The 23,560-nt window shown below is 66.1% G+C and carries 26 protein-coding genes and 1 tRNA gene; 15 read left to right on the plus strand and 12 right to left on the minus strand.

The window, feature by feature from the left end; genetic code table 11:
- Positions 1-28: 28 nt before the first annotated feature.
- Complete coding sequence (locus OXQ33_RS07850; RefSeq protein WP_267434132.1) at positions 29-760, minus strand: class I SAM-dependent methyltransferase; 732 nt, start codon at positions 758-760, stop codon at positions 29-31.
- A 78-nt stretch (positions 761-838) separates the two neighbouring features.
- Between OXQ33_RS07850 and mutM the strand changes: the two genes are divergently transcribed.
- The 3 genes from mutM to dnaA all read left to right on the plus strand — a co-directional run bounded on the left by mutM (position 839) and on the right by dnaA (position 4,037).
- On the plus strand, positions 839-1,654 hold the full coding sequence (mutM, locus tag OXQ33_RS07855; protein WP_267434133.1) for a bifunctional DNA-formamidopyrimidine glycosylase/DNA-(apurinic or apyrimidinic site) lyase: 816 nt from the start codon (positions 839-841) through the stop codon (positions 1,652-1,654).
- Between the two features lie 87 nt (positions 1,655-1,741).
- Entirely contained in the window at positions 1,742-2,005 is a 264-nt protein-coding gene (rpsT, locus tag OXQ33_RS07860; RefSeq protein WP_007404699.1) for a 30S ribosomal protein S20, read from the plus strand.
- Positions 2,006-2,465: 460 nt separating this feature from the next.
- A complete protein-coding gene (gene dnaA, locus OXQ33_RS07865; protein WP_267434134.1) occupies positions 2,466-4,037 on the plus strand; it encodes a chromosomal replication initiator protein DnaA in 1,572 nt (523 codons plus the stop codon).
- 88 nt (positions 4,038-4,125) lie between these two features.
- Here the strand turns inward: dnaA and OXQ33_RS07870 are convergent, their stop codons facing one another.
- Genes OXQ33_RS07870 through secB form a run of 4 tightly spaced genes read right to left on the minus strand, consistent with a single transcriptional unit; the run spans position 4,126 to position 7,817 of the window.
- Complete coding sequence (locus OXQ33_RS07870) at positions 4,126-4,695, minus strand: topology modulation protein (protein WP_267434135.1); 570 nt, start codon at positions 4,693-4,695, stop codon at positions 4,126-4,128.
- Positions 4,695-5,702, minus strand: coding sequence for a tryptophan--tRNA ligase (gene trpS / locus OXQ33_RS07875; RefSeq protein ID WP_267434136.1), 1,008 nt, complete (start codon positions 5,700-5,702; stop codon positions 4,695-4,697). Before trpS ends, OXQ33_RS07870 begins: the two co-directional genes overlap by 1 nt.
- A gap of 8 nt (positions 5,703-5,710) precedes the next feature.
- The gene (gene murJ / locus OXQ33_RS07880) at positions 5,711-7,288 is read right to left on the minus strand and encodes a murein biosynthesis integral membrane protein MurJ (protein ID WP_267434137.1); all 1,578 of its coding nucleotides are present in this window, start codon (positions 7,286-7,288) and stop codon (positions 5,711-5,713) included.
- A gap of 13 nt (positions 7,289-7,301) precedes the next feature.
- The gene (gene secB / locus OXQ33_RS07885; protein WP_267434138.1) at positions 7,302-7,817 is read right to left on the minus strand and encodes a protein-export chaperone SecB; all 516 of its coding nucleotides are present in this window, start codon (positions 7,815-7,817) and stop codon (positions 7,302-7,304) included.
- Between the two features lie 193 nt (positions 7,818-8,010).
- Here secB and OXQ33_RS07890 point away from each other — a divergent pair, with 193 nt between their 5' ends.
- Genes OXQ33_RS07890 through OXQ33_RS07900 form a run of 3 tightly spaced genes read left to right on the plus strand, consistent with a single transcriptional unit; the run spans position 8,011 to position 10,598 of the window.
- Positions 8,011-8,661, plus strand: coding sequence for a Tim44/TimA family putative adaptor protein (locus OXQ33_RS07890; RefSeq protein WP_267434167.1), 651 nt, complete (start codon positions 8,011-8,013; stop codon positions 8,659-8,661).
- 25 nt (positions 8,662-8,686) lie between these two features.
- The gene (locus OXQ33_RS07895) at positions 8,687-10,045 is read left to right on the plus strand and encodes an MltA domain-containing protein (protein WP_267434139.1); all 1,359 of its coding nucleotides are present in this window, start codon (positions 8,687-8,689) and stop codon (positions 10,043-10,045) included.
- 25 nt (positions 10,046-10,070) lie between these two features.
- A complete protein-coding gene (locus tag OXQ33_RS07900) occupies positions 10,071-10,598 on the plus strand; it encodes a Smr/MutS family protein (RefSeq protein WP_267434168.1) in 528 nt (175 codons plus the stop codon).
- Here OXQ33_RS07900 and dapE read toward each other — a convergent pair.
- The gene (dapE, locus tag OXQ33_RS07905) at positions 10,576-11,691 is read right to left on the minus strand and encodes a succinyl-diaminopimelate desuccinylase (RefSeq protein ID WP_267434140.1); all 1,116 of its coding nucleotides are present in this window, start codon (positions 11,689-11,691) and stop codon (positions 10,576-10,578) included. The genes OXQ33_RS07900 and dapE overlap by 23 nt on opposite strands.
- Positions 11,692-11,802: 111 nt before the next feature.
- On the opposite strand from dapE, the gene OXQ33_RS07910 reads away from it, so the two are divergent.
- A complete protein-coding gene (locus tag OXQ33_RS07910) occupies positions 11,803-11,973 on the plus strand; it encodes a hypothetical protein (protein WP_267434141.1) in 171 nt (56 codons plus the stop codon).
- A gap of 168 nt (positions 11,974-12,141) precedes the next feature.
- Here OXQ33_RS07910 and OXQ33_RS07915 read toward each other — a convergent pair whose 3' ends face one another.
- The 6 genes from OXQ33_RS07915 to rpmH form a co-directional block, all read right to left on the minus strand.
- The gene (locus tag OXQ33_RS07915) at positions 12,142-12,804 is read right to left on the minus strand and encodes a glutathione S-transferase family protein (RefSeq protein ID WP_267434142.1); all 663 of its coding nucleotides are present in this window, start codon (positions 12,802-12,804) and stop codon (positions 12,142-12,144) included.
- A 103-nt stretch (positions 12,805-12,907) separates the two neighbouring features.
- Positions 12,908-13,582, minus strand: a complete 675-nt coding sequence (gene yihA, locus OXQ33_RS07920) for a ribosome biogenesis GTP-binding protein YihA/YsxC (RefSeq protein ID WP_267434143.1) — start codon at positions 13,580-13,582, stop codon at positions 12,908-12,910.
- Positions 13,579-15,276, minus strand: coding sequence for a membrane protein insertase YidC (gene yidC, locus OXQ33_RS07925; RefSeq protein ID WP_267434144.1), 1,698 nt, complete (start codon positions 15,274-15,276; stop codon positions 13,579-13,581). Before yidC ends, yihA begins: the two co-directional genes overlap by 4 nt.
- A gap of 18 nt (positions 15,277-15,294) precedes the next feature.
- Positions 15,295-15,507, minus strand: a complete 213-nt coding sequence (gene yidD / locus OXQ33_RS07930) for a membrane protein insertion efficiency factor YidD (protein WP_267434169.1) — start codon at positions 15,505-15,507, stop codon at positions 15,295-15,297.
- Between the two features lie 2 nt (positions 15,508-15,509).
- Positions 15,510-15,956, minus strand: a complete 447-nt coding sequence (gene rnpA, locus OXQ33_RS07935) for a ribonuclease P protein component (protein WP_346015348.1) — start codon at positions 15,954-15,956, stop codon at positions 15,510-15,512.
- On the minus strand, positions 15,956-16,090 hold the full coding sequence (gene rpmH, locus OXQ33_RS07940) for a 50S ribosomal protein L34 (RefSeq protein WP_007404632.1): 135 nt from the start codon (positions 16,088-16,090) through the stop codon (positions 15,956-15,958). The genes rnpA and rpmH overlap by 1 nt, the downstream gene beginning before the upstream one ends.
- A 200-nt stretch (positions 16,091-16,290) precedes the next feature.
- Here rpmH and OXQ33_RS07945 point away from each other — a divergent pair, with 200 nt between their 5' ends.
- The 8 genes from OXQ33_RS07945 (at position 16,291) to OXQ33_RS07980 (ending at position 23,553) form a co-directional block, all read left to right on the plus strand.
- Positions 16,291-17,805, plus strand: a complete 1,515-nt coding sequence (locus OXQ33_RS07945; protein WP_267434145.1) for a YifB family Mg chelatase-like AAA ATPase — start codon at positions 16,291-16,293, stop codon at positions 17,803-17,805.
- Between the two features lie 31 nt (positions 17,806-17,836).
- Complete coding sequence (locus OXQ33_RS07950) at positions 17,837-18,148, plus strand: hypothetical protein (protein WP_267434146.1); 312 nt, start codon at positions 17,837-17,839, stop codon at positions 18,146-18,148.
- Between the two features lie 58 nt (positions 18,149-18,206).
- Positions 18,207-18,291, plus strand: a tRNA-Leu gene (locus OXQ33_RS07955).
- A 141-nt stretch (positions 18,292-18,432) separates the two neighbouring features.
- Complete coding sequence (locus OXQ33_RS07960) at positions 18,433-19,164, plus strand: phosphatase PAP2 family protein (RefSeq protein ID WP_267434147.1); 732 nt, start codon at positions 18,433-18,435, stop codon at positions 19,162-19,164.
- An 81-nt stretch (positions 19,165-19,245) separates the two neighbouring features.
- Positions 19,246-19,782, plus strand: coding sequence for a hypothetical protein (locus OXQ33_RS07965; protein WP_267434148.1), 537 nt, complete (start codon positions 19,246-19,248; stop codon positions 19,780-19,782).
- Positions 19,782-20,264, plus strand: coding sequence for a YetF domain-containing protein (locus OXQ33_RS07970; protein ID WP_267434149.1), 483 nt, complete (start codon positions 19,782-19,784; stop codon positions 20,262-20,264). The genes OXQ33_RS07965 and OXQ33_RS07970 overlap by 1 nt, the downstream gene beginning before the upstream one ends.
- Positions 20,265-20,458: 194 nt before the next feature.
- A complete protein-coding gene (locus OXQ33_RS07975; RefSeq protein ID WP_267434150.1) occupies positions 20,459-20,737 on the plus strand; it encodes a hypothetical protein in 279 nt (92 codons plus the stop codon).
- A 1,082-nt stretch (positions 20,738-21,819) separates the two neighbouring features.
- Positions 21,820-23,553: a ShlB/FhaC/HecB family hemolysin secretion/activation protein gene (locus OXQ33_RS07980; RefSeq protein WP_267434151.1), complete on the plus strand. Its 1,734-nt coding sequence runs from the start codon at positions 21,820-21,822 to the stop codon at positions 23,551-23,553.
- Positions 23,554-23,560 lie beyond the last annotated feature (7 nt).

Raw genomic sequence — 23,560 nt, forward strand, 5'->3', positions numbered from 1 at the left:
AGGGCAGGTCCGCCCAGGTGTCCCTGCATCAAATCTTCCAGCCCGAATGGATCGCGACCAGGCCGCCCATGATCGGCTCGACCTTGGTCTCGACGAAACCGGCCTCACGGATCATCCGCTCGAAGGTCGGCATGTCCGGGAAGCGGCGGATCGACTCGATCAGATAGCGATAGCTGTCCGCATCGCCCGCCAGCATCTGGCCCAGCTTGGGCACCAGCTTGTGCGAATAGGCGTCGTACACCTCGGAAAAGCCCGGCCAGACGGTGGTCGAGAATTCCAGGCAGAAGAACCGGCCGCCACGGCGCAGCACGCGGTGCGCCTCGCGAAGCGCCGCCGGGATGTCGGTGACGTTCCGGATGCCGAAGGCGATCGTGTACGCGTCGAAGAACTTGTCCGGGAAGGTCAGGACCTCGGCATTCGCCTCGGTCCAGACCAGGCCGTCGATGCCGCGTTCCTGGGCACGCTTCATGCCGACTTCCAGCATCGCCGGGTTGATGTCGGCGACCGTGATGCTGGCCCCCGATTCGGTCAGGCGGAAGGCGATGTCGCCGGTGCCGCCCGCCATGTCGAGAATCTGGTCCGAGGCGCGCGGCTTCACCCGGCGCACGAAGCGGTCCTTCCACAGCCGGTGCATGCCGCCCGACATGGCGTCGTTCATCAAGTCGTATTTGGAGGCGACATTGGTGAAGACACCGCCGACACGGGCGGCCTTTTCGTCGCGGGGCACATCTTCATAGCCGAAGGACACGGTATCGCTCATCGCTTTGCCCTAGCCCGGCCTTGCTGGCGGGGCAAACGCTACCTAGCTGTTGGCGCAAGGAAACCAGTCAGAGAGACGATGCCCGAACTTCCCGAGGTCGAAACGACGGTCCGTGGCCTGTCCCCGGTGCTGGCGGGCGAGCGGCTAACGCTGGTCGAGCCGCGCCGTGCCGACCTGCGCCGGCCCTTTCCCGCCGATCTGCGCCAGCGGATGACCGGGGCGACCGTCACCTCGCTGGGGCGGCGCGCCAAATATGGCCTGATCGACACCGATCGCGGCGACACGATGATCTTCCACCTCGGCATGTCGGGGCGCTGGCGGATCGATCCGGGCGAGCCGCTGGCGCATGACCATCTGCTGCTGGAGACGGGCACGGGGCGGCGGCTGGCGCTGAACGATCCCCGGCGATTCGGCTTCGTCGATCTCTGGTCGACGGCCGAGCTGGCGAGCTATCCGCCCTTCCTGGCGATGGGGCCCGAGCCCTTGGGTCCCGACTTCACCGCCGACTATCTGGCGGCGGCGCTGGAGGGGCGGGCCGCGCCGATCAAGGCGATGCTGCTCGACCAGCGGATCGTCGCGGGGCTGGGCAATATCTATGTCTGCGAGGCGCTGCACCTGGCGAAGATCACGCCGGGGCGCGCGGGCGGCCAGATTTCGCGGGCGCGACTCGTCCGGCTGGTCGAGTCGATTCGCGCCGTGTTGGAGGCCGCGATCCTGGCGGGAGGATCGTCCCTGCGCGATTATGTGCGGCCCGATGGCGAACTGGGCTATTTCTCCAAGGAATGGCGGGTCTATGGTCGGGAGGGCGAGGCATGCGAATGCGGCACGATCGTCCGGCGCCGAACCGATTCGGGGCGCTCCACTTTCTGGTGTTCGACCTGCCAGCGGAGTTGACGGACGGCCCACCAACAGGTAAGGGCCCCGGCTTCAAAGCTGGTGCGTCGCGCCGCTATCCCTTTTGATCGAGATTTAGAGGTTTTCATGGCGAACACGCCGCAGGCCAAAAAGCGTATCCGTCGCAACGAGCGTCGCGCCGTCATCAACGGCAACCGCGTCAGCCGCATCCGTACCTTCGTGAAGAAGGTCGAGGCCGCGCTGGCCGCTGGCGACAAGGAAACCGCGACGGTCGCTCTGGCCGCGGCGCAGCCGGAAATGGCGCGCGGCGTCGCCAAGGGCGTGCTGCACAAGAACACGGTCGCGCGCAAGTTCTCGCGCCTGACCAAGCGCATCGCCGCGCTGGCCTAAAAGCCTCTCGGTTCCGCGACGAATGAAACCCGCCGGGGGCGGTCCCCCGGCGGGTTTTTTCGTGCGCGCAAGACAGGCGTTAACGGCTTTTTCGGACTCGATCCGGCGGAACCATCCGCCGTTTCGCGCAACCCCAGCTTTATCCGCGATTCGAGTGATTCGGTCTTTTTCAACGATTCGAATTCACCGGTTAATCTCGTGCAATATCAACGTGTTATGAGATAATTGGACGGGATTCTGCGGGCTTTCGCCTGTCAATCCGGTTTATTTCAGATTTATGGCCGGACATGGTCTTGATCGGACCCCGCCTTCGCTCATAATCGGTATCCCAGCAGCGGTGCTTCGTGCCCGCGTCATGGAAATAGCAAAGTGGCATAACCGGGCCGAATCCGTTTGATTCGCCCATCGGGTTTGTGTCGCCGATCGAAACGGTCATCGTCCGCGCCAGTGCGGTCGGTATATGTGGAGTACACGGGTGACGAATTGGCAGGCCACGCGACCGACGACGGACCAGGCTCGTGCCTGGGCGCGCGTCCGCGCGAACCTGCGCGAATCGGCCGGTGCCCGCCTGTTCGACCAGTGGCTGAAGCCGATGGAGTTGATCGAGGGTGACGAGCCCGACACGGTCCGTCTGGCGCTCCCCTCGGCCTTCGCGACCAATTGGGTGCGCAGCCATTATGCGGACCGCTTGCATCTGGAATTCAAGGCGGTTCTGCCCGAGGTGCGCGCCGTGGTCATCGAGACCCGTGCGCCCAGCAAGGTCGCTCGCCTGACCACCGAGACGCTGGAGGCCGCCCCGCTCCGAGTCGTAGTGCGCAACGAAGAGCCCCAGCCGCAGGCACGCGAAGATGACGAGCAGCCTTCGTTGTTCGGCGAGCCGGCGGCGCGCAAGCGGCCCGCCCCCGTCGCGGTCGACGCCCCGGCGGCGCGTCCGGCTCCCCGCAGCGTGGCCAAGGCCGCCAGCCCGGTCGCGGCGGCACCCGCCCCGGCGCTGCGCGTTCCCAGCGACCGCCCGCCGCTCGATCCGCGTCTGACCTTCGATCGGTTCGTGGTCGATTCGTCGAATCGAGTCGCGTTCAACGCCGCGCTGTCGCTGGCCGAGCCGGGCCCGCCGCGCTTCAGCCCGCTCTTCCTTCATGGCGGCACCGGGCAGGGCAAGACCCATCTGATGCACGCCATCGCCCATGCCTTTCTCGAGTCGCACCCCGATGCGGTCGTGCTGTGCATGTCGGCCGAGCGGTTCATGTTCGACTTCGTCGCGGCGATGCGGGCGCGCGATACCTTCAGCTTCAAGTCGCGGCTGCGTTCCGCCGATCTGTTGCTGATCGACGATCTTCAGTTCATCGCGGGCAAGGATTCGACGCAGGAAGAATTCTTCCACACGGTCAACGAGCTGGTCGGTGCGGGCAAGCGGCTGGTCATCTCCGCCGATCGCTCGCCCCAGGCGCTCGATGGGGTGGAACCGCGAATCATCGGTCGGCTAGGTGCGGGACTCGTCGCCGACATCAAGGCGCCCGACCTGACGCTGCGTCGCACGATCCTGAACCGCAAGGTCGCCGACCTGCCCGAGATCGAAGTGCCGACGGACGTGCTCGACCTGCTCGCCTCGCGTATTCGCGGCAATATCCGTGAGCTGGAAGGCGCGCTGAACCGGGTCGTCGCCTATGCGCAGCTGACCGGCGACAAGATCGATCTGGAATTCGCCGTGGCGACGCTGGGCGAGGTGCTTCGCGGGGCGCAGCGGCGGATCACCATCGACGAAATCCAGAAGCTGGTGAGCCGCCATTTCGAGCTCAAGCCGCTCGATCTGGTCTCGGCCCGCCGCGCACGCGCCATCGCCCGCCCGCGCCAGATCGCCATGTATCTGGCCAAGCGCCTGACCACCCGCTCGCTGCCCGAGATTGGGCGCAAGTTCGGTGGGCGCGACCATTCGACCGTGATCTATGCGGTGCGCAAGATTGAGGAACTGCGCGATACCGACCGCGATATCGACAATGCGGTGCGGGTGTTGATGAAGGAATTGGAGGGCTGAAGCCCTTTGGGGCGGGTTGGGGCGTGGGCTTCGACTTCGCTCAGGCTGAACGGGGTTTGGGCTATGACCCCCCATTCCCCCCAGCCGTTCAGCCTGAGCGAAGTCGAAGGCCAAGGGAATCCATATCCCTCAGCACCTGTTCCATCTCCGGGGACCGCCGATACCGGATCACGCGCTCGTCCACAGGCTCCAGGGCCCGCAGTATCCCCGGTCGCACCGCACGCCGCCAGCGCCAGCAATAGGCCAGGAACGCCAAATTGAGCCGTTCCGGGCATCCCGCCGCGCTGTCGGGGCGCTGCTGCCCATGATAGCGCGCCACCCGCCGCAGGATGCGCGGAATCGTCACCCGCCGGGGCAGGTCGAGCAGGATGACCCGCTCCGCCCGCGCGAGCCGCTCGGCGATCGCGGGTCCGTAATGGGCGCTGGAATAATTGCCGTCGATCACCCATTCCGGGCGGGAGGCGAGGGCGGCCATGTCGGCGATGAAATCGTCACGCGGCCGGGCGACCCAGCCGGGGGCATGAAACAGCGCATCGGCATGATGGACGGGCAGGCCGAGTCGTTCGCCGATCCGCCGTGCGAGGGTCGACTTGCCGCTGCCAGGCGGCCCCATCACCATGATCCGGGTGGGGACCTTGGCGACGGGGCCGGGGGGCATCAGATTTGCAGACCCATGGTCCGCTGCACGTCGAGCAGCATCGGCGCGGCCAGATCGCGAGCCTTCTCCGCGCCGCGTTCCAGGATGCGCCCCACCTCGCCGCGATCGTCGAGCAACCGGGTCAGCCGCTCGCGGATCGGGCTCAAGGTCGCCACCGCCAGATCGGCCAGCTCGGGCTTGAACGCGCCGAAGCCCTGGCCTGCGAACTGCGTCAGCACGTCGGCCGGTTCGCGGTCGGCCATGGCGGCGTAGATGGTGATCAAGTTGCGCGCCTCGGCCCGGCCCTCCAGCCCTTCCATCGTCTCGGGAAGCACGTCCGGGTCGGTCTTGGCCTTGCGGAACTTCTCGGCGATCATGTCGTCGCTGTCGATCAGCTTGACCAGCGACATCTCCGACGGGTTGGACTTGGACATCTTGGCCGATCCGTCGCGCAAGGACATGATGCGCGGGGCGGCCGCGCTGATCAGCGGCGCGGGCAGGGTGAAGACCTCGCGCTCATAATCATTGTTGAACTTGGTCGCGATGTCGCGGGCCAGTTCCAGATGCTGCTTCTGGTCCTCGCCCACGGGGACATGGGTGGCGTTGTAGAGCAGCACGTCGGCGGCCATCAGCACCGGATAGTCGTACAGCCCGACGCTCGCGCCCTCGCGGTTCTTGCCCGCCTTGTCCTTGAACTGGGTCATGCGGTTCAACCAGCCGACCCGCGCGACATTGTTCAGCAGCCAGCCGAGCTCGCTATGCTGCGGCACGCGGGTCTGGTTGAACAGGATCGAGCGTTCGGGGTCGATCCCGGCCGCGATCAGCGTCGCGGTCATCTCGATCGTGTTCGCGGCCATGTCGGCGGGCGCGATCCATTCGGTCAGGCCGTGCAGGTCGGCGATGAAGTACATCGTCTCGCCGCCCTTCGCCTGGATGTCGTCCTGCATCGCCACCCACTGCTTCACGGCGCCCAGATAATTGCCGAGGTGGAGATTGCCCGTGGGCTTGATGCCGGAAACGACGCGCATGATGGTCCTCAACTGTTGCGGCGAACGAGCCGCTTGATGTCTCCGAGACGGAAGGCGCCCGTCGCGAAGGTGGCGACCGCATAGACCAGCATCCCCGTCGCGACCAGTAGGAGGAGCGCGCCCCAGCGCTCGATATTGGTGCCGGTGACATAGGGCTGGAACCGCGCATTGAGCAGCGCCATCGCCCCGCCCATCAGGATGGCGGCGAGCAGCATCCGCCAGCTTCGCCGCCGTAGCTGGGCGTCCGCCACGAAATGCCCGCGCCGCGCCAGGGTGCGATAGAGCAGCACGACATTGACCGTCGAGGCGATCGCGGTGGCGAGCGGCGGCCCCATATGCCCCAGCCACCAGATGAAGATCAGGTTCAGCACCAGATTGACCAGCATCGACCAGGTCGCATAGCGCACCGGCGTCCGCGTATCGGCCCGCGCATAATAGCCAGGCGTCAGCACCTTTACGAGGATATAGCTGGGCAGCCCGATCGAAAAGGCGGCGAGCGCCTGCGCGGTATAATAGCTGTTGGTCGCGGTGAACTTGCCATGCTCGAACAGCGCCGCGACGATCGGTTGGCCGCAGACGATCAGTGCGACCGTCGCGGGCAGGGTGAGGAGCAGCGCCAGCTCCATGCCCCGGTTCTGCGTCTCCATCGCCTCCACCTCGCGCCCCGCCCCCAGCAGGCGGGAGACGGTGGGCAGGAGGACGGTGCCCAGGCCGATGCCGATCAGCCCCAGCGGCAACTGGTTCAGCCGGTCGGCAGCATAGATGTAGGAGACCGATCCGGCGGGCAGGAAACGCGCCGCCAGCGCGGTCGAGATGACGAGGTTGATCTGCACCGCGCCCGCGCCCGCGGCGGCGGGCAGGATCAGCTTCATCAGCCGCTTCACATCGTCGTTGATGACCGGCCAGCGGAGCTTCAACCGAACACCCGCGCGGCGGCAGGCCCACCACAGCCAGACGAATTGGAGCAGCCCCGCCACCGACACCGCGATCGCCTGGTTGCGCGCTGTCGCCATCGGGTCGTGCGTGTGGAAGAACAGGAGCGCTACGATCAGCGTCAGGTTGAGCAGGATCGGCGCGGCCGCGTTGACCCAGAAACGGTGCAGCGAATTGAGGATGCCGCCCAGCAGCGACACCAGGCTGATGAACAGCAGATAGGGGAAGGTCAGCCGGTTGAGCAGGACGATATAGTCGAACTCAGCCGCGCTCCCCTTGCCATAGCCGAAGGTCTGGACCCAGGTGACCGGCCAGGCCGCGACCTCGACGATCGCGGTCATCACGATCAGGATCGGCAGCAGCACCGACAGCGCATGTTCGGCAAAGGCCAGCCCTTGCGCCAGCCCGGAGCCTTCCTCCGTCTTGTCACCTTCTGCCACCTTGCGGTTGAACATCGGGATGAAGGCGGCGGAGAAGGCTCCTTCCGCGAACAGCGCGCGGAACATGTTGGGCAGGCGAAACGCGATCTGGAACGCGTCGGAGGCGAAGTTCGCGCCCACGAAGCGGAAGAACAGCGAGTCGCGAACCAGACCAAGCACCCGGCTGGCCAGAGTCAGCCCGCCGACGGAGCCCAGCGCCTTGGTCAGGTTCATCGCTCAGTCCGGATCAGGCGTGGCCGGTTTCCGGGGTGTTGGGCTGCGCGCCGCCCGCCTGCGCCTCGGCCTGCTGGAGGTAAAGCTGCGCGAAGTCGATCGGCTCGAGCATCAGGGGCGGGAAGCCGCCGTCACGCACCGCATCGGCCAGCACGCGGCGGGCGAATGGGAAGAGCAGGCGCGGCGCTTCGCCGAGCATGAAGGGCTGGATCTGGTCGGCGGGCACGTTGCGGAAACCGAACAGGCCAGCATAGCTCAGGTCGACGATGAAGGCGGTCTTGCCTTCGGACTCGGCGCGAACCTCGATCTTCAGGACCAGTTCGTGGACTTCCTCACCCACCTGGCTGGCGGCGATGTTGAACTGCACGTCGATGCCGGGGGCGGCCTGCGCCTGATAGATGGCGGGGGCGTTCGGGTTCTCGAACGACAGATCCTTCACATATTGCGAGATCAGACCGGCGGCGGGGCCGGCATCCTCACCGTCCGCGGTCGGCGCTTCGAAGCCCTGCGGCAAACCCTGTTCGTCCATCGTCGATACCTTCTTGCGTGTAGGTCAAGGGGGATAGGGAACCGAAAGGGCGGGTTCGCGCGTTCGGCCCAATGGCCGTTGCGCGTAGCAGCGGGCAGGCACGGATTCAACCTTGCCCTCTTCCGTCGGGAGCGCGGGTTTTCATTGTCGGCCCGTGCGCCTATATCGGTCGTGATAGTGAAAGGCGCTTGTGTTGTTATTCTACGTCGTTCTTCTCGCGATGGTCGCGCTCTTCCTCGCGCTGAGGTTGTACAGCGTGCTGGGCAAGCGCACGGGTCATGAACAGCAGCCGCTGGCGCGCAGTGCCGACGACCGCCCGCTGCCGGTGACGCTGCCGCGCGCCGCCGAGCCGGTGCAGGGAACGACGCCGGTGATGAACCGCAATATCGACCCGCGCGCCGAACAGGGCCTGCGCTCGGTCATTTCGGGCGAGCCGGGCTTCGACGTGACCCAGTTTCTGGGCGGCGCGCAGGCGGCCTATCGCATGACGCTGGAAGCCTTTTGGAAGGGCGATGAGGACGCGCTGGCCGATCTGGTCGAGGCGGATGTGTTGGCCGCCTTCTCCGAGGCCATCGAACAGCGGCGCGAGGCCGGGCAGACGCTCGACAACCGCCTGATCCGTATCGACAGCGCCAAGATCGTCGATGCTCAGGTCGAGGGGCGTCAGGCGCGGATCACCGTCCGTTTCGACGCCGATATCGCCGCCATCACCCGCGATGCCGAGGGCAATGTCATCGCCGGATCGCTGAGCGATGCGGTCGAGACCCATGACGTCTGGACCTTCGCCCGCACGCTGAAGAGCGGCGACCCGAACTGGAAGCTTGTCGACACCGACGAAGCCTGACGCGGTTACGGGGGGATAGGGGGCCTTGAAAGGGTTTCGCGTCGCGGCGGTCGTCGCGCTTTCGATCGGTGTTTCGGCCTGTGCCGGGCGGATCGTGCCGCCCGGCGCGTCGGCCGACTATCCGTCGCGCGCGCCGCACCAGCCATCCCCCCGTCCGGCGCCTCGCCCCCAGACCGGCGGCTCGGCGGTGCAGCCGAACGGCCCCAGCGTGTCCCGCGTGTCTTCGGGACCGGTACGCATCCTGCCGTCCACACCGCTGCCCGCGACCCCGGTGGTCGCCGTGCCGGGCGCGGTCAATGCGGCGCAGGCGGGACTGATCGCCGGACCGGCGGTCGCCAGCCTGCCGATGACCGAACCCCAGGCGGAAGCGGCGCGGGCGGCGTTCCTGCTGTCCTGCCCTGGCCTGATGCGGCGCACCGACACCAGCGGGTTGACGCAAGGGGCCGACTGGCAACCCGCTTGCCAGGCCGCCGCCAACGTGCCGAGCGGCGGCGCGCGGGACTTTTTCGCGCGCTATTTCGAGGCGGTGCAGGTCGGCGACGGGCGTTCGCTCGCCACCGGCTATTACGAGCCTGAAATCGCCGGATCGCGGGATCGCCGTTCGGGTTACGAAGTCCCCATCTATGCCCGGCCCCGTGACCTGATCGATGTCGATCTCGGCGCCTTCTCAACCGATCTGAAGGGCAAGAAGGTTCGCGGCAAGGTGCAGGGGACGAACCTCGTCCCCTATGACGACCGCACCGCGATCGAGCAGGGCTCGCTGGAAGCCCGCGCGCCGATCCTGGCCTGGGGCGCGGATCCGATCGAGGTGTTCTTCCTTCAGATCCAGGGCTCCGGGCGGCTGCGCCTGCCCGATGGCGGGATCATGCGGATCGGTTATGACAGCCAGAATGGCCGGGACTATACGGGCATCGGCGCGCTGATGAAGGCGCGCGGGCTGCTGGGGCCGGGCCAGACCTCGATGCAGGGGATCGTGCAATGGCTGCACGACCATCCCGAGGAAGGCCGCGCGATCATGCGCGAGAATAAGAGCTTCGTCTTCTTCCGCGAACTGAGCGGCGCGCCGCAGGGGGCGATGGGCTATGCCGTGACCGGGCAGGTCAGCGCGGCGGCCGATCCCAAGTTCGTGCCGCTGGGCGCCCCCGTCTTCCTGTCGATGGACCGGCAGGACGTGACCGGCCTGTGGGTGGTTCAGGACACGGGCGGCGCGATCAAGGGTTCCAACCGCTTCGACACCTTCTGGGGTGCGGGCGAGACGGCACGGGCGGTGGCGGGCGGCATGTCGGCGCGGGGAACGGCGTTCCTGCTGCTGCCGGTCGGCACGCTGGCACGCGCCGGCTTGCCCAGCCAGAACGGGACGCTCGGTGCGCCCCCTCAATTCTGACGAAGCGCAACTCTGGGCGCGGGTGATGGAGACGGTGCGCCCCTTGCGCGCCGCCGTCGTTCCTGCCCGCCCCGCAGCCCCGCCCGCGACGATGGAGGCGGTGTTTCAGGAAACGCCGGGCGCGCCGAAGGTGCGGGTCAAGGGCCGGGTGCCGCCGTTGCGCCAGCCCGCACCGCCGCCGACTGCGCCGAGAAAGGGGCCGGGCGAGACGCTCGACGGCGGCTGGGACAAGCGGCTGTCGCGGGGCAGCGTAATGCCCGACAGTTCGCTCGACCTGCATGGCCACACATTGGCCTCCGCCCATGCGATGCTCGACCAGGGGCTGGGGCGGGCGATTTCGCGCGGCGACCGCGTTCTGCTGCTCGTGACCGGCAAGCCGCCACGGCCCGAGAGCGAGCGGCCCCATGCGCGCGGCGCGATCCGTGCGGCGATCAGCGACTGGCTGGGCGCGTCGCGTCATGCCGACTCGATCGCCGCGATCCGCAATGCCCATCCGCGCCATGGTGGGCAGGGCGCGCTCTATATCGTGTTCAGGCGCCCGCGCGAGCGATGACGCCCGCATAGATGCGGGTCAGCGCGTACAGATCGTCGACCGCCACCGCCTCGTCCACCTTGTGCATCGTGGCGTTGAGCAGGCCGAACTCGACCGTCGGGCACAGCTTCGACAGGAAGCGCGCGTCCGATGTGCCGCCGGTGGTCGACAATTCGGGTTCGATCCCGGTCTCGGCCCGGATGGCGTCGGCGATCATCGCGGAGAAGGGCCCCGGTTGGGTCAGGAAGGCCTCGCCCGAGATGCGGCCCGTCACCTGCGCGGCGGGGGCATGGGCGCGTGCGATGGCGGTGATCCGCTCGATCAGCGCCTGACCGCTCTGTTCGTCGTTGAAGCGGATCGACAGCCGCGCCTGCGCCGATCCCGGAATGACATTGTGCGCCGGATTGCCGACATGCAGGTCCGTGATCTCGATATTGGACGGCTGGAACCAGGCATTGCCGGTGTCGAGCGTCACCCCCTCTATCCCCGCCAGGATCGCGACCAGCGGGGTGATCGGATTGTCGGCGAGGTGTGGATAGGCGACATGCCCCTGCCGCCCCGGCACGGTGATCCAGATATTGACCGATCCGCGCCGCCCGATCTTCATCATGTCGCCCAGTCGCTGGGCGGAGGTGGGCTCGCCGACCAGGCAGAGGTCGGGCGCGATGCCGCGAGCCGCCATCCGGTCGATCAGCGCGCGGGTGCCGTAAACGGCCGGGCCCTCCTCGTCGCCGGTGATGATCAGCGACAGGGGGATGCCGGGGGCGGGGGAGATCGCCGCGACGAAGGCGGCGACCGCGCCCTTCATGTCCACCGCGCCGCGCCCGAAGAGCAGGCCTTCGCGAACCTCGCCGGAAAAGGGCGATCCCTGCCAGCCTTCCCCGGCGGGGACGACATCGACATGCCCGGCAAAGGCCAGATGCGGCCCCGCGCCGTCGCGGGTGGCGAGCAGATTCTCCACCGGGCCATCGGGCGCTTCGCCGACCGTGAAGCGATCGACCGCGAAGCCCAGCGGCACCAGCGCCGCCTCCAGCACGTCGAACACGGCTCCTTGCGCGGGCGTGACGCTGTCGGCGCGGATCAGGGACTGGGCGAGTTGCAGCACGTCGGTCATGCCGGGGGCATAGGCAGCGGCGACGCGAACGGCAATCGGGCGATTAAGGGGCGATCACGGACCCCAAAGCGGTCAGGCATCGTTTCAGCCCTCGACAACAGGAGTGACGCGATGAACGACCCGGATCACAAGGGCCATAAGGCGGGCGGACGATTGATTCTCTGGCTGGCCATCGCGGTCGGGATCGCGGCGATCCTGCTCTATATCTTCGCCTCGCGCGTGGCCGAACCGGCGAGCGAGCAGCGGGCTCCGTTGAACGAGGTGCAACCTACGGCTCGGTGAGGTTGGGTCGGCGTGGCCTTCAACTTCGCTCAGGCTGAACGGAGGTGGGGTATGGGCTGGATACAAAACCCCGTTCAGTCTGAGCGAAGTCGAAGGCCACGCCCAGCCCGAACCACCACCCCTCACACTTCGCCTTCGCTCGGCGCGAACGAAGGCAATGACGATCCACTAAGCCACAGGCTGCTCGAACCGCTCGATCACCCATTCCTCTTCCTGTGCGGCGGCTATCCAGTCCTGCATGAACGGATGGCGGAGCACCGCGTCCATATAGGGCACGGCGAAGCGTGCGACGGGCAGTTGATAGGTGACGATCCGCGTGATCACCGGCGCGAACATCATGTCCGCCGCACCGAACGCGCCGAACAGGAAGTCGCCATCGCCGCCGAACCGCGCGCGCGCCTGTGCCCATAGCTCCATGATCCGTCGGAGATCGACGATCACATCCTCGTCGGGCGTCTGGGCCGGATAGACCTGTCGGATGTTCATGCTGTGCTTGCGACGCAGCGCGACGAAGCTGGAATGCATCTCCGCCGCCATCGAACGGGCCATGGCGCGCGCGGCGTCATCCTCGGGCCAGAAGCGGTCGCGCCCGACCTTGTCGGCCAGATAATCGATGATCGCCAGGCTGTCCCACACCACCGCCTCGCCGTCCCACAGGATCGGCACCTTGCCGGAGGAAGGGGCGAATTCCGCCCCCTCGCGCCGCCGGTCCCAGTCGGCGTTATAGAGCGGGACGACCACCTCCTCGAAGGGAAGGCCCGACTGGCGACAGGCGAGCCAGCCGCGCAGCGACCAGGAGGAATAGGCTTTGTTACCGATGATCAGCTTCATGGAGACAAGGCGTAACCGGCCCGGACGCGGCCCGCAACCGCACAAAAAAGGCCCGCTCGGCGGAACCGAACGGGCCTTCACGATCCGGTGGAGCGGATGGCGGTCAGCCGATCGCCTCCAATACCGCCGCACGCAGATCGGCGATGCCCATGCCGCCCTCGCTGGAGGTGGCGAGAATGTCCGGGTGCGCGGCGGCGCGCTTGCGGGCTTCGGCCTCGGTCCGCTCGACCACGGCGGCGAGTTCGCTGGCCTTCACCTTGTCCGCCTTGGTCAGGACGATGCGATAGCTGACCGCCGCACGGTCCAGCATCTCCAAGATATCGCGATCGACTTCCTTGATGCCGTGGCGCGAGTCGATCAACACCAGCGCGCGCTTCAACGCCTGCCGTCCGCGTAGGAAATCGTTCACTAGGAAACGCCACTGCTTGACCATGTCCTTGGGCGCCTTAGCGAAACCATAGCCCGGCATGTCGACCAGCCGCAGCACGGGGGGCGTGCCGACGTCGAAGAAGTTCAACTCCTGGGTCCGCCCCGGCGTGTTCGAGGTCCGGGCCAAACCGTTGCGGTTGGTCAGGGCGTTGAGCAGCGACGACTTGCCGACGTTCGACCGCCCCGCGACCGCGACTTCCGGCACGATCGGATCGGGCAGGAATTTCAGCGCGGGCGCGGACTTCAGGAAGGTGACCGGCCCGGCGAACAGCTTGCGCGCCGATTCGACCAACTCCTCCGAAAAGCCCTGAGGCTCTTCGGGGGCGGGGATGGGAGGAAGCTCGCTCACTTGGCGACCGGCTGCTTCAGGCCCGGATGGCGGGCGTAGAGCAGGCGCTGCTGGAGGATCGAGATGCAGTTGGTCGTGATCCAGTAGACCTGAAGCCCGACCGCGAACGGCGCCATGACGAACATCAGCACCCAGGGCAGGATCGCGAAGACCTGCTTCTGCGCATCGTCCATCGGCTGCGGGTTCATCTTGAACTGGAAGTACATAGAGATGCCCAGCAGGATCGGCACCACGCCGATCGCGATGAAGTGCGGCGGCACGAAGGGCAGCAGACCGAACAGGTTGACCGGGGTCAGCGGATCGGGCGCGGACAGGTCCTTGATCCACAGCACGAAGCCCTGGTGCCGCATCTCGATCGTCAGCATCAGCACCTTGTAGAGCGCATAGAAGATCGGGATCTGGATCAGGGTCGGCAGACAGCCCGCCAGCGGGTTGACCTTTTCCTGCTTGTAGAGGGCCATGACCTCCTGCTGCATCCGGACCTTGTCGTCCTTGTAGCGTTCCTGGAGCGCCTTCATCTTGGGCTGCACCGCGCGCATCGCCGCCATCGAGGCGAACTGGCGCTGCGCGATCGGGAACATCAGCGCGCGGATGGTGACGGTCAGCAGGATGATCGCGACGCCGAAATTGTCGACCAGGCGGAACAGCCAGTCGAGATAATAGAAGATCGGCTTTTCGAGGACGCGCAGATACCCCCAGTCGAGCGCATAATCGAGCTTCGTCGCGCCTTCCTTGTCGGTATAGCGGTCGAGCAGCGCGACTTCCTTGGCGCCCGCGAAGAAGCGGGTCGTCTGGGTGATCTGCTGGCCCGGCGCCAGCGTCTGCGGCTGGAGCGTATAGTCGGCCTGATAGGTCTGGTTCGCACCGGCGCGGAACTGGCCGTCAAACGCCTTGCCCTGGTCGGGGATCAGCGTCGCCAGCCAATATTTGTCGGTAAAGCCCAGCCAGCCGCCGGTGGTGGTGAAGCGGGTCGGGGCCTTGTCCAGATCCTTCCAGTTCGGGCCATATTGCGCCGAGCCGTTGTTGACCGACATCGGGCCGACATGGATCGTCCAGCTGTCCGGATCGGCCGAGATGCCGCGATTGACATAGCCATAGGCCGCGACCGGCACCGGCGCGGTGCCGCCGTTCGCCACCGTCTGCTGGACGGTGAACATATAGTCCTTGTCGACCGACAGGGTGATGCGGAACTGCTGACCCGTCGCGTTGGCGGCGGTCAGCGTGACCGGCTGGCCGGGGCGCAGCACGGGCGCGCTGGCGGTCCAGACGGTATCGGCGGCGGGCGGGTTCAGCCCGTCCGTGCGCCAGCCGAATCCGGCGAAATAGGCACCCGGCGTCCCGGCCGGCGACAACAGACGGATCGGGGCCGAGTCCTTCGCCACCGTTTCCTTATAGTCGAGCAGAACCAGGTCATCGATCCGCGCGCCCTTCAGGCTGATCGAGCCCTTCAGGCGCGGCGTTTCGATCGCGACACGCGGGTTCTCGGCCAGCACGACGCGGCGATCGCGGATCGCGGTCGGCGTCGTCGCGGTCGGGTTGGCCGAACTGTTGGCCACCGGCACCTGTTTGCCGTCCACGATCTTGGTCGCGGGCGGGTTGCTCGGGAAGAACTTGCTCTGGATGAGCGGCCATCCGAACAGGATCAGCGCCGCGATCACCGCGAACACGACGAAATTCTTGCGGTCTTCGTTCACGTTGAAACCCCAGTTGTGTCAGGGTACCGGGTCGGGTCCGTGCCCGCCCCAGGGATGGCACCGCGCAATGCGCTTGAGCGCCAACCAGCCCCCTTTGACCGCGCCATAGCGGCCAATGGCCTCAATTGCATAGGCCGAACAGGATGGTTGATAGCGACAACTGGGCGGTAAAATGAGCGAGGGGCCGAGTTGCCAGCCCCGCGCGATGAGAATCAAGGCCCGCGCGAACATGGTCACGCGGGCTCTTGAGTGGGGGTGGCGGGCTGGCGATGCACGCCGCCGCGGGGTCCACGCCCCTTGCCGCGACCATGATGGACACGCGGCTCGCGCGGCCTTTGGTCGCTCGCGGTTTCGGGGGAGGCGGCGCGGGTCAGCGCCTTGGACAGTTCGGCGGTGAGCGCGGCATAATCGCGCTCTATCCCGCCTTGCCGCCCGATCAGGACATGGTCCGCACCGGCAATGCCCTTGACCGGCAAAAGATCGCGCGCGAGCGCCCGCAACCGGCGTTTCATCCGGTTGCGAACGACCGCGTTTCCGATCTTCTTGGTGACGGTGAAGCCGACGCGAATCGTGGCTTCACCGTCGTCACGCGGGCGCACCTGCAGCACGAAGCCGGGCATCGCCACGCGTCGCCCGCCATTGGCCGCGAGGAAATCGCGGCGGCGGGTCAGCGTCGTGATTACGCCGACAGCTTCTTGCGACCGCGCGCGCGACGCGCCCGGATCACCGCACGGCCGCCGGGCGTCGCCATCCGCGCACGGAAGCCGTGACGGCGAGCGCGCACCAGATTGCTCGGCTGAAAGGTCCGCTTCATCGTTCATTCCTTGGATACGTCTGAATAAAAACGGCCGCCACGAGGACGGCCTTGGTGGCAAGCCGCTTACGCAAAGCCGGGTTCCAAGTCAATCCGCTGTCGGCATCGCATCGACGCCAGTCTCCCTCTTGCGGGCGACGGTCATCCTTTGCAGGGAGGCTATGCGGGCAGGGGAGTGCTCGTGCAAGGGGGGGCGGTACATGGCGACCATCGTATCCACGGTGGCCTATCTTGGGCTGGAGGCGCGCGCCGTCGAGGTGCAGGTGCAGTTGATCGCGGGATTGCCCGCCTTCAACCTGGTCGGCCTGGCGGACAAGGCGGTGGGGGAGAGTCGCGAACGGGTGCGCGCGGCGATCGCCGCCATGGGCCTGGCGCTGCCGCCCAAGCGGATCGCGGTGAACCTGTCGCCCGCCGACCTGCCCAAGGAAGGATCGCATTTCGATCTGCCCATCGCGCTCGCCTTGCTGGCGGCGATGGGGGTGATCGACGCCGAACTGCTCGCCGACCATGTCGTGGTGGGGGAGTTGGCGCTGGACGGACGGATCGGCCGGTCACCGGGCGTGCTGCTCGCGGCGATCCATGCGGGGGCGGTCAACAAGGGGCTGATCTGTCCCGCCGCGCAAGGGGCGGAGGCGAGTTGGGCCGGCGGCGGTTCGGTGATCGCCGCGCCGGACCTGTTGTCGCTCATCAACCATCTGAAAGGCCATAGCGTCTTGCCGCTGCCCGAGGGGGGCACGGTGGAGGATGCCGCACCCGGGCCCGATCTGTCGCAGGTCAAGGGACAGGAAAATGCCCGCCGCGCGCTGGAGATCGCGGCGGCGGGTGGCCATAACCTGCTGATGAGCGGACCGCCCGGATCGGGCAAATCGCTGATGGCCGCCTGTCTGCCCGGTATCCTGCCGCCGCTCGACGCCGCCGAAGCGCTGGAGGTGTCGATGGTCCAGTCGGTGGCGGGCACGCTGGCCGGCGGGCGGCTGACCCGGACGCGACCCTTCCGTGCGCCGCATCATTCCGCCTCCATGGCGGCACTGACCGGCGGCGGGCTGAAGGCGCGACCGGGCGAGGTGAGCCTGGCGCATCTGGGCGTGTTGTTCCTCGACGAACTGCCCGAGTTTCAACGTGTCGTGCTCGATTCGCTCCGCCAGCCGCTGGAGACGGGCACGGTCAGCATCGCGCGCGCCAACGCCCATGTGACCTTCCCGGCGCGGGTGCAACTGGTCGCGGCGATGAACCCGTGCCGCTGCGGCCATCTGGGTGACGCCGCACTGGCATGCGCACGCGCCCCGCGCTGTGCCGCCGATTATCAGGCGAAGATCTCGGGGCCGCTGCTCGACCGAATCGATCTGTCGGTCGAGGTCCAGCCGGTGCGCGCGGTCGATCTCTTCCAACCCTCTGCCGCCGAATCGTCGGAGATGGTCGCGCGGCGCGTGGCCGCGGCCCGTGCGCTTCAGACCGAGCGGTATCGCGACGCGCCTGTCACCGTCCGTACCAATGCCGAGGCGGACGGTGCTCTTCTCGAACGCTGGGCCATGCCGGACGAAGCGGGGCGCACGCTGCTGGCCGAGGCGGCGGAGCGGATGCGCCTGACCGCGCGGGGCTATACCCGCGTGCTGCGGGTCGCCCGGACCATCGCCGACCTCGCGGGCGCGGAGCGGGTGGGGCGCATCCATGTCGCCGAAGCGCTCAGCTATCGCCAGCGCCCTCCGACCAATTGACGCGCGCGGTCGCGGCGTGGGACGTTCGGCCATGGCAAAGCGGCACATGGCGTCGACGCTGGCCCGCGCGACGGGGATCGCGGCCCTGATCCTGTTGGGGCCGCCGCTGACATGGTTGGCGATCCTGTGGTCGGACCCGGTGGCGTGGGGGCCGCAGGGACCGATCTTCATCTATGGCCTCGCCGCTCTTGCGGTAACGCCGGGGCTCGTCGGGCTGGCGTTGCTCACCGTGCGGAGGAGCACCAACTGGCTGATCCTGCCACTCTATCTGGTCGCTGTGGCATTGGTGTTGATGACGACCCTGGTCTATTTCGTCTGCATCGCCACGCATGATTGTCCCTAGGCAACGACAATCATCGCTTGCACCCCGCATCACCCTCGTCTAGCAGCGCCTCTTCGCTGCCCCTGTGGCGAAATTGGTAGACGCATTCGACTCAAAATCGAACGCCGCAAGGCATGCTGGTTCGAGTCCGGCCAGGGGCACCACTTCCGGTCGGAACCGCGCACCATGGTCATGGCGGCGTCGCCGCTCCGCAAGACCAGACCAGGCCGCAGTCATCTCATAAGACCGCGCATTCCCACGCCGATCGGGCGGAGCCAAAGGATTGATCCATGTGTTGAACGACCATGGATCGGGAACGCAAAACCACGGCTGTCGAGCGGGCTGACCGCAAGATCACCTCCAAAGTGAATGACGAACGCGACAGTTGGCCGGTGCGGCTGATGGGCGCCGCCAGCGAGATCGGCGATCAGCCGGAAATGCGGACGATCTGCGCCGCCACGATCGCTCTCGGTATCGCCCGACGGGATCGGCACCTCACCGGCGCCGGCGTCAGGATGTTGGCGGCCCACACGCTGGCGACATGGACCAAGAGCCGGATCAAAGCCGTGATCGACCGCAGGCGCCCGAAAAACGGTGATGATCCGCGGGTGCGCCGCGGGGATAGCGACCGTCACGAGGAGAATTCATTCCCCTCGGGCCACAGCGCCGGTGCGGTGGCGGTCGGCGAGGCCATGGCGCGAGCCTATCCCGACCATTCACTCGCTGCCCGTGGTGCAGCGCTGGCGGTCTCTGTCGTGCAGGTGCCGCGCGGAACGCATTATGCCAGCGATGTGGTCGCCGGGATCGCCATAGGCCTGATCGCCGAACGCGCGAGCGACGCAGCGATCGATCTGGCGGTCCGATGGACCCGGCGCGAGCTTGCGAAACGGCAGCGCGGGATCGGGGGCGCCGCGACGCCGATCATCCGCCCTGCAGGGGCGCCGCCATCGCCTCGGATGCCGCAGGACAGGACGGACGCAGTCTCCGCCCGATCTGCACTTTATTCACCTGAGCTTATTGCCCTGGCACGCCCTTGAGGCGTTTATGGCGCATGGCGGAATGAACGCGAGGAGCGAGCCATATGGCGTTGTGCATACACCATAGGGCAAAATGGCCCGATGACGCAGATGGATAGCACCGACCTGCCCGACGGCATCGACGAGCGCCATGTGGCGCCCGTGCGAGGGCTTCGGGCGCATGCCAGCCCGCTCGCCTTCGTTGTTCTGGGCGCAACGCTGGCCGTGGCGGCGACCGGGCTGCTGGGAGGTGCACCCGCGCCCGTTACGACCGTCAACGCTCCCGCCGCTTCGCTGGAGCTCAAGATCGCCCGGCCGCTACGCAGCGGCTTGTTTTTCGAGACCCGTATTCGGGTCACCGCCCGACAAGCCATTGCCAAGCCCGTCATCGGGGTGGACGCGACCCTGTGGCGCGATCTGACCATCAACAGTCAGGTCCCAGCCCCTGCCAATGAGAGCTTCGAGCATGGGCAGTATCGCTTCGAATATGGCGCGCTGAAGGCCGGGGAGACATTGGAAGTCAAGATCGACGGCCAGACCAATCCGCCGTTGATCGGCCATGTCGCGGGAAACGTCACGCTTCTGGATGACGACGCCCCACTGACCGAGGCGCATATCGCCATTCCGGTCTTGCCGTAATGGACATCGTCCTACGGGCCTCTGTTACGTTCGCGGCACTCTACCTGTTGCTGCGGCTGCTGGGGAAGCGGGAAATCGGCCAACTCACACCCTTCGAACTGGTGGTCATCGTCGTGATGGGCGACCTGGTCCAGCAAGGCGTCACGCATAACGACTTCAGCCTTACCGGTTCGATCCTCGCGATCGCGACCTTTGCCTTCTGGGCGCTGGTGATGAGTTGGGCGACCTATCTTTCACCCAGGCTGGAAACGTTGTTGGACGGTCGGCCGCAGGTCATCATCCGGGATGGGGAGTTGATCGAAGCCAATCTGCGCCGCGACCGCATCACGCGCGCAGAGGTCGAGGCGGAGATGCGGCTGGCGGGAATCGCCCATATGGATCAAGTCGCTTGGGCGATCTTGGAGACGCAGGGCAAGATCAGCTTCATCCGCAAGGACGGCGGCGAAGTGCTGCCCGATGACGACGACGCTGGCACGGCGTAACGACTGTAGCAGGGGGGGCGGCCAGAGGGACGAAGCCGTTGAAGTGGATGGTTCGGCGGTCATAGTCGGTGGCGCCGCGGTGGAATTCCATCCGGCGGCCGAAGCATCGCTCCATCTGGTTTGTAGACGGCGTCGTCATGAGGGATGGCGACTTTGCGGTTGCGCATGGAGGGCATGACAGCCCTCTCGATCTGATGACGCAAGCCGTCCGCAACGCCGATGCTCATGGTGTTTCGATCGCCCTGCCGATCCTGGAGCTTCATGCCTGGAGGGCGGGACTCGTGCCGGTCGCTTTAGCCCGCACCCGATACGACCGCCGCGACAACGATAGTGTCGCTGCGATCGCTTCTGTCGCAGCGGTTCAGAACAACGCCGCTGAGCCCCAGCCTATAGCAGGAACACGGGAAAGCTTTGCGGCACCGGCAATGTGCCCCGATTTTTGCTTTATGGAACAATTACTAACGTCGACATGACCGGACACAAGAGCAAGTCCCTGATCCTAATATTCTGGTCGATATCACATGTTTCAGGCTGATCTTCCTGAAGAGGAAATGGTTATTCTGTAGAATCGGTCAATAGACGAATAAAGGTAAAATTCAGAAGCTTGCCTCGAGCCGGTAAACAAAAATCTGGAAAGTAAAATCCATTATATTCCATATGTTAAGAAACTTTCCATCGATAGATTGACGTTAAGCATGATGTTAATGCCAACTAATGAATATATTTACATGAGTTAGACAATATAGTTCAAACACATTATGTTACCGATAATTCAACTCAAGAAAACGGCCATAGTTTAAAGTTGTAAACTTGCCTGATTTCTTCGCGAAGGTTAAAAAGCCCGCATTAGATAGCTTTGTGCTTTAACGATGTGGGGGGATCCATGTCGCAATTGATATCACCCAACGAGCGATATTTGATTTCGCTGTTGTCATTGCGGGGAGCCCGCGTGTCAAATGGCCTCGGTATATATTGCGACGATGCCTATCGGGCGGTTCGTGGTGAACATATTTTAAATATGGTGTCGATGATTGCACTACAAGATGTGGTGTGTGTAGCGGTAAGATTTGTCAGTGGTATCGCTGAGACGAATAACGGCGATGGATTGATCATTCGTCCGCGCCGCGTGATCAAAACAGTCTTGTCGTCCGTCTTGTCCGGACATGTGTTGCCTGCCCTGCGTTCATATCGCGCGCGGTCAATGATCCGCCTGCTTTCACCGGCGCGAGGTGCAGCGGCAGGATCCAGCGCTCGTCGCACACGGCTTCGCTTGTTCCCGGCACATCTATCGACTTCGAATTTCGTTCGGTCGGACTCCATCCGAGCGAGCGGAATGCAGCGCGAGATTTCGCCCCTTTCTCTCGCGCTGCAAAAACTTTCCGAAACGGCTCGTCCGGGCGGACCCATGCGGCGGCATCCGCCCTCGGACGCCGCCCGCCCGCACCCTTCCGTCGCGTCCATCGGCACGGGGACACTCGCTCATCGGGGTGCTCGGCCCGCGTCCTTTTTCAATGAGGTAAATTTGTCAGATCATCTCCTCGCTTCGTCTGCTCGGTTGCGATTCCTGAAGTCGCGCCATGCCGCCCGGGTCCATCACCTCGCCTGGGCATTGGGTACGTTCGGCGTGATGCTGGCCGCCCAGCCCGCCTTCGCGCAGCAGGGCGTTCCCTCGACGGTCGATCCGAACCGGGTCGGCGGCAATCTGGAGGCGGCACCGGAGTTGAAGCCCACCCCCAGGCTCGTCATCGGGCAGGGCGAACAGCAGGCGGCGCCCGCCGATGCGGGCAAGTTACGCTTCGTGTGGCGCGATGTCCGGATCGATGGCGCCCAGTCGATCCCGGTCGCCGAACTCCTGAAGGAATGGAAGCACGCGCCGGGCGAGGAGGTTTCGGTCGAAGACGTGTTCGTCTTCGCGAATGCGATCACGCGGCTCTACAGCCGTAAAGGCTATGCCCTGTCCTTCGCGGTCGTGCCCGAGCAGCGGATCGAGGACGGCATCGTCGTGATCCGCGTTATCGAGGGTTTCGTCGATCGCGTCGAGTTCGTCGGCGAACCCCTGCCCAAGGGGTTGCTCGACACCGGGCCGGTCGCGGGCATCGCCGATCGGATCAAGGCGTCCAGGCCGCTGCGCACGGCCGATCTCGAACGCTATCTTCTCCTCATCAACGATGTGCCCGGCGTCCAGGCGCGCGCCACCCTGTCGCCGTCCAAGGACGTGATCGGCGGCTCGGTCCTGACCATCGAGATCGGGCGGACGCGCCGCGGCATGGATGTCGGCTATAACAGCTATCTTCCACGTTCGCTGGGGACGCACGTCGTCGGGGGCACGGTCGATTTCAACGGCGTGCTGACCGGCGGCGACCGGGTGCGCCTGGGCGCGTTCAAGAGCGTCACGGACGATGCCTTCTGGAACCTGTCCGGCGATTACAGCTCCATGATCGGCCCCGATGGGCTGACGCTGAACCTGTCGGGCGGCTATTCGCATACGCGTCCGGTCACCCCGTTGCTGCGCCTGCTCGACTATCAGGGTGATACGGCCACGGCGCGGGTTTCGCTGGCCTATCCGATCATCCGCTCGCGCAACCGCAATCTGGGGATCGAGGTGGGGACGGGGCTGGCCAATGCCGACTCCCAGTTGCTGGGCGCGGGCGAGATGCGCGACCGGCTGCGTTCGGCCACGGCGGCCCTCAACTATGCCGAGACGAACAGCCAGCAGGCGGTGACGCAGTTGCGACTGGGCGTCGAGACGGGCCTGACCTGGTTCGATGCCCGGGCCAACAGCCGCGCCAATGGCCGGCTCGACTATATGCTGGTGACGATGGAGGTCCAGCGCCTCCAGCCGCTTTTCGCCCTGGCGGGGGGGCAGGTGTCGGCGCTGGTCGCCACGCAGGGCCAGGCGGCCGCGCGCGGCCCGCTCTATAGCGCAGCGGAGTGCAGCCTGGGTGGCCGCCGTTTCGGTCGACGCTTCGATGCCGGTGTGCTGGTCGGCGACCATTGCGTGCTGAGCAGTGCGGAACTGCGCTGGAGCACGGGCGGCGTGGTCGATGGCGTGTCGGTCGGGACGCAACTCTATGGTTTCATCGACGGCGGTCGCATCTGGCAGGCGGGTGCGCTGCTTCCCCAGGAGCGCCGCAGCGCCTCGGCCGCATCGGCGGGGCTCGGGCTCCGGCTCAGCCTGACCGACCATATTTCGGGTGGGATCGAGGCGAGCCGGATCGTCCGGGCGCCGGCGGGCAGCCCGCTCGATCATGGTGGCCGGTTGGTCGGCAATATCGGCTTCCGCTTCTGATCCCGCC

This window comes from Sphingomonas sp. GM_Shp_1, from assembly GCF_026540895.1.
Classification (GTDB): domain Bacteria; phylum Pseudomonadota; class Alphaproteobacteria; order Sphingomonadales; family Sphingomonadaceae; genus Sphingomonas.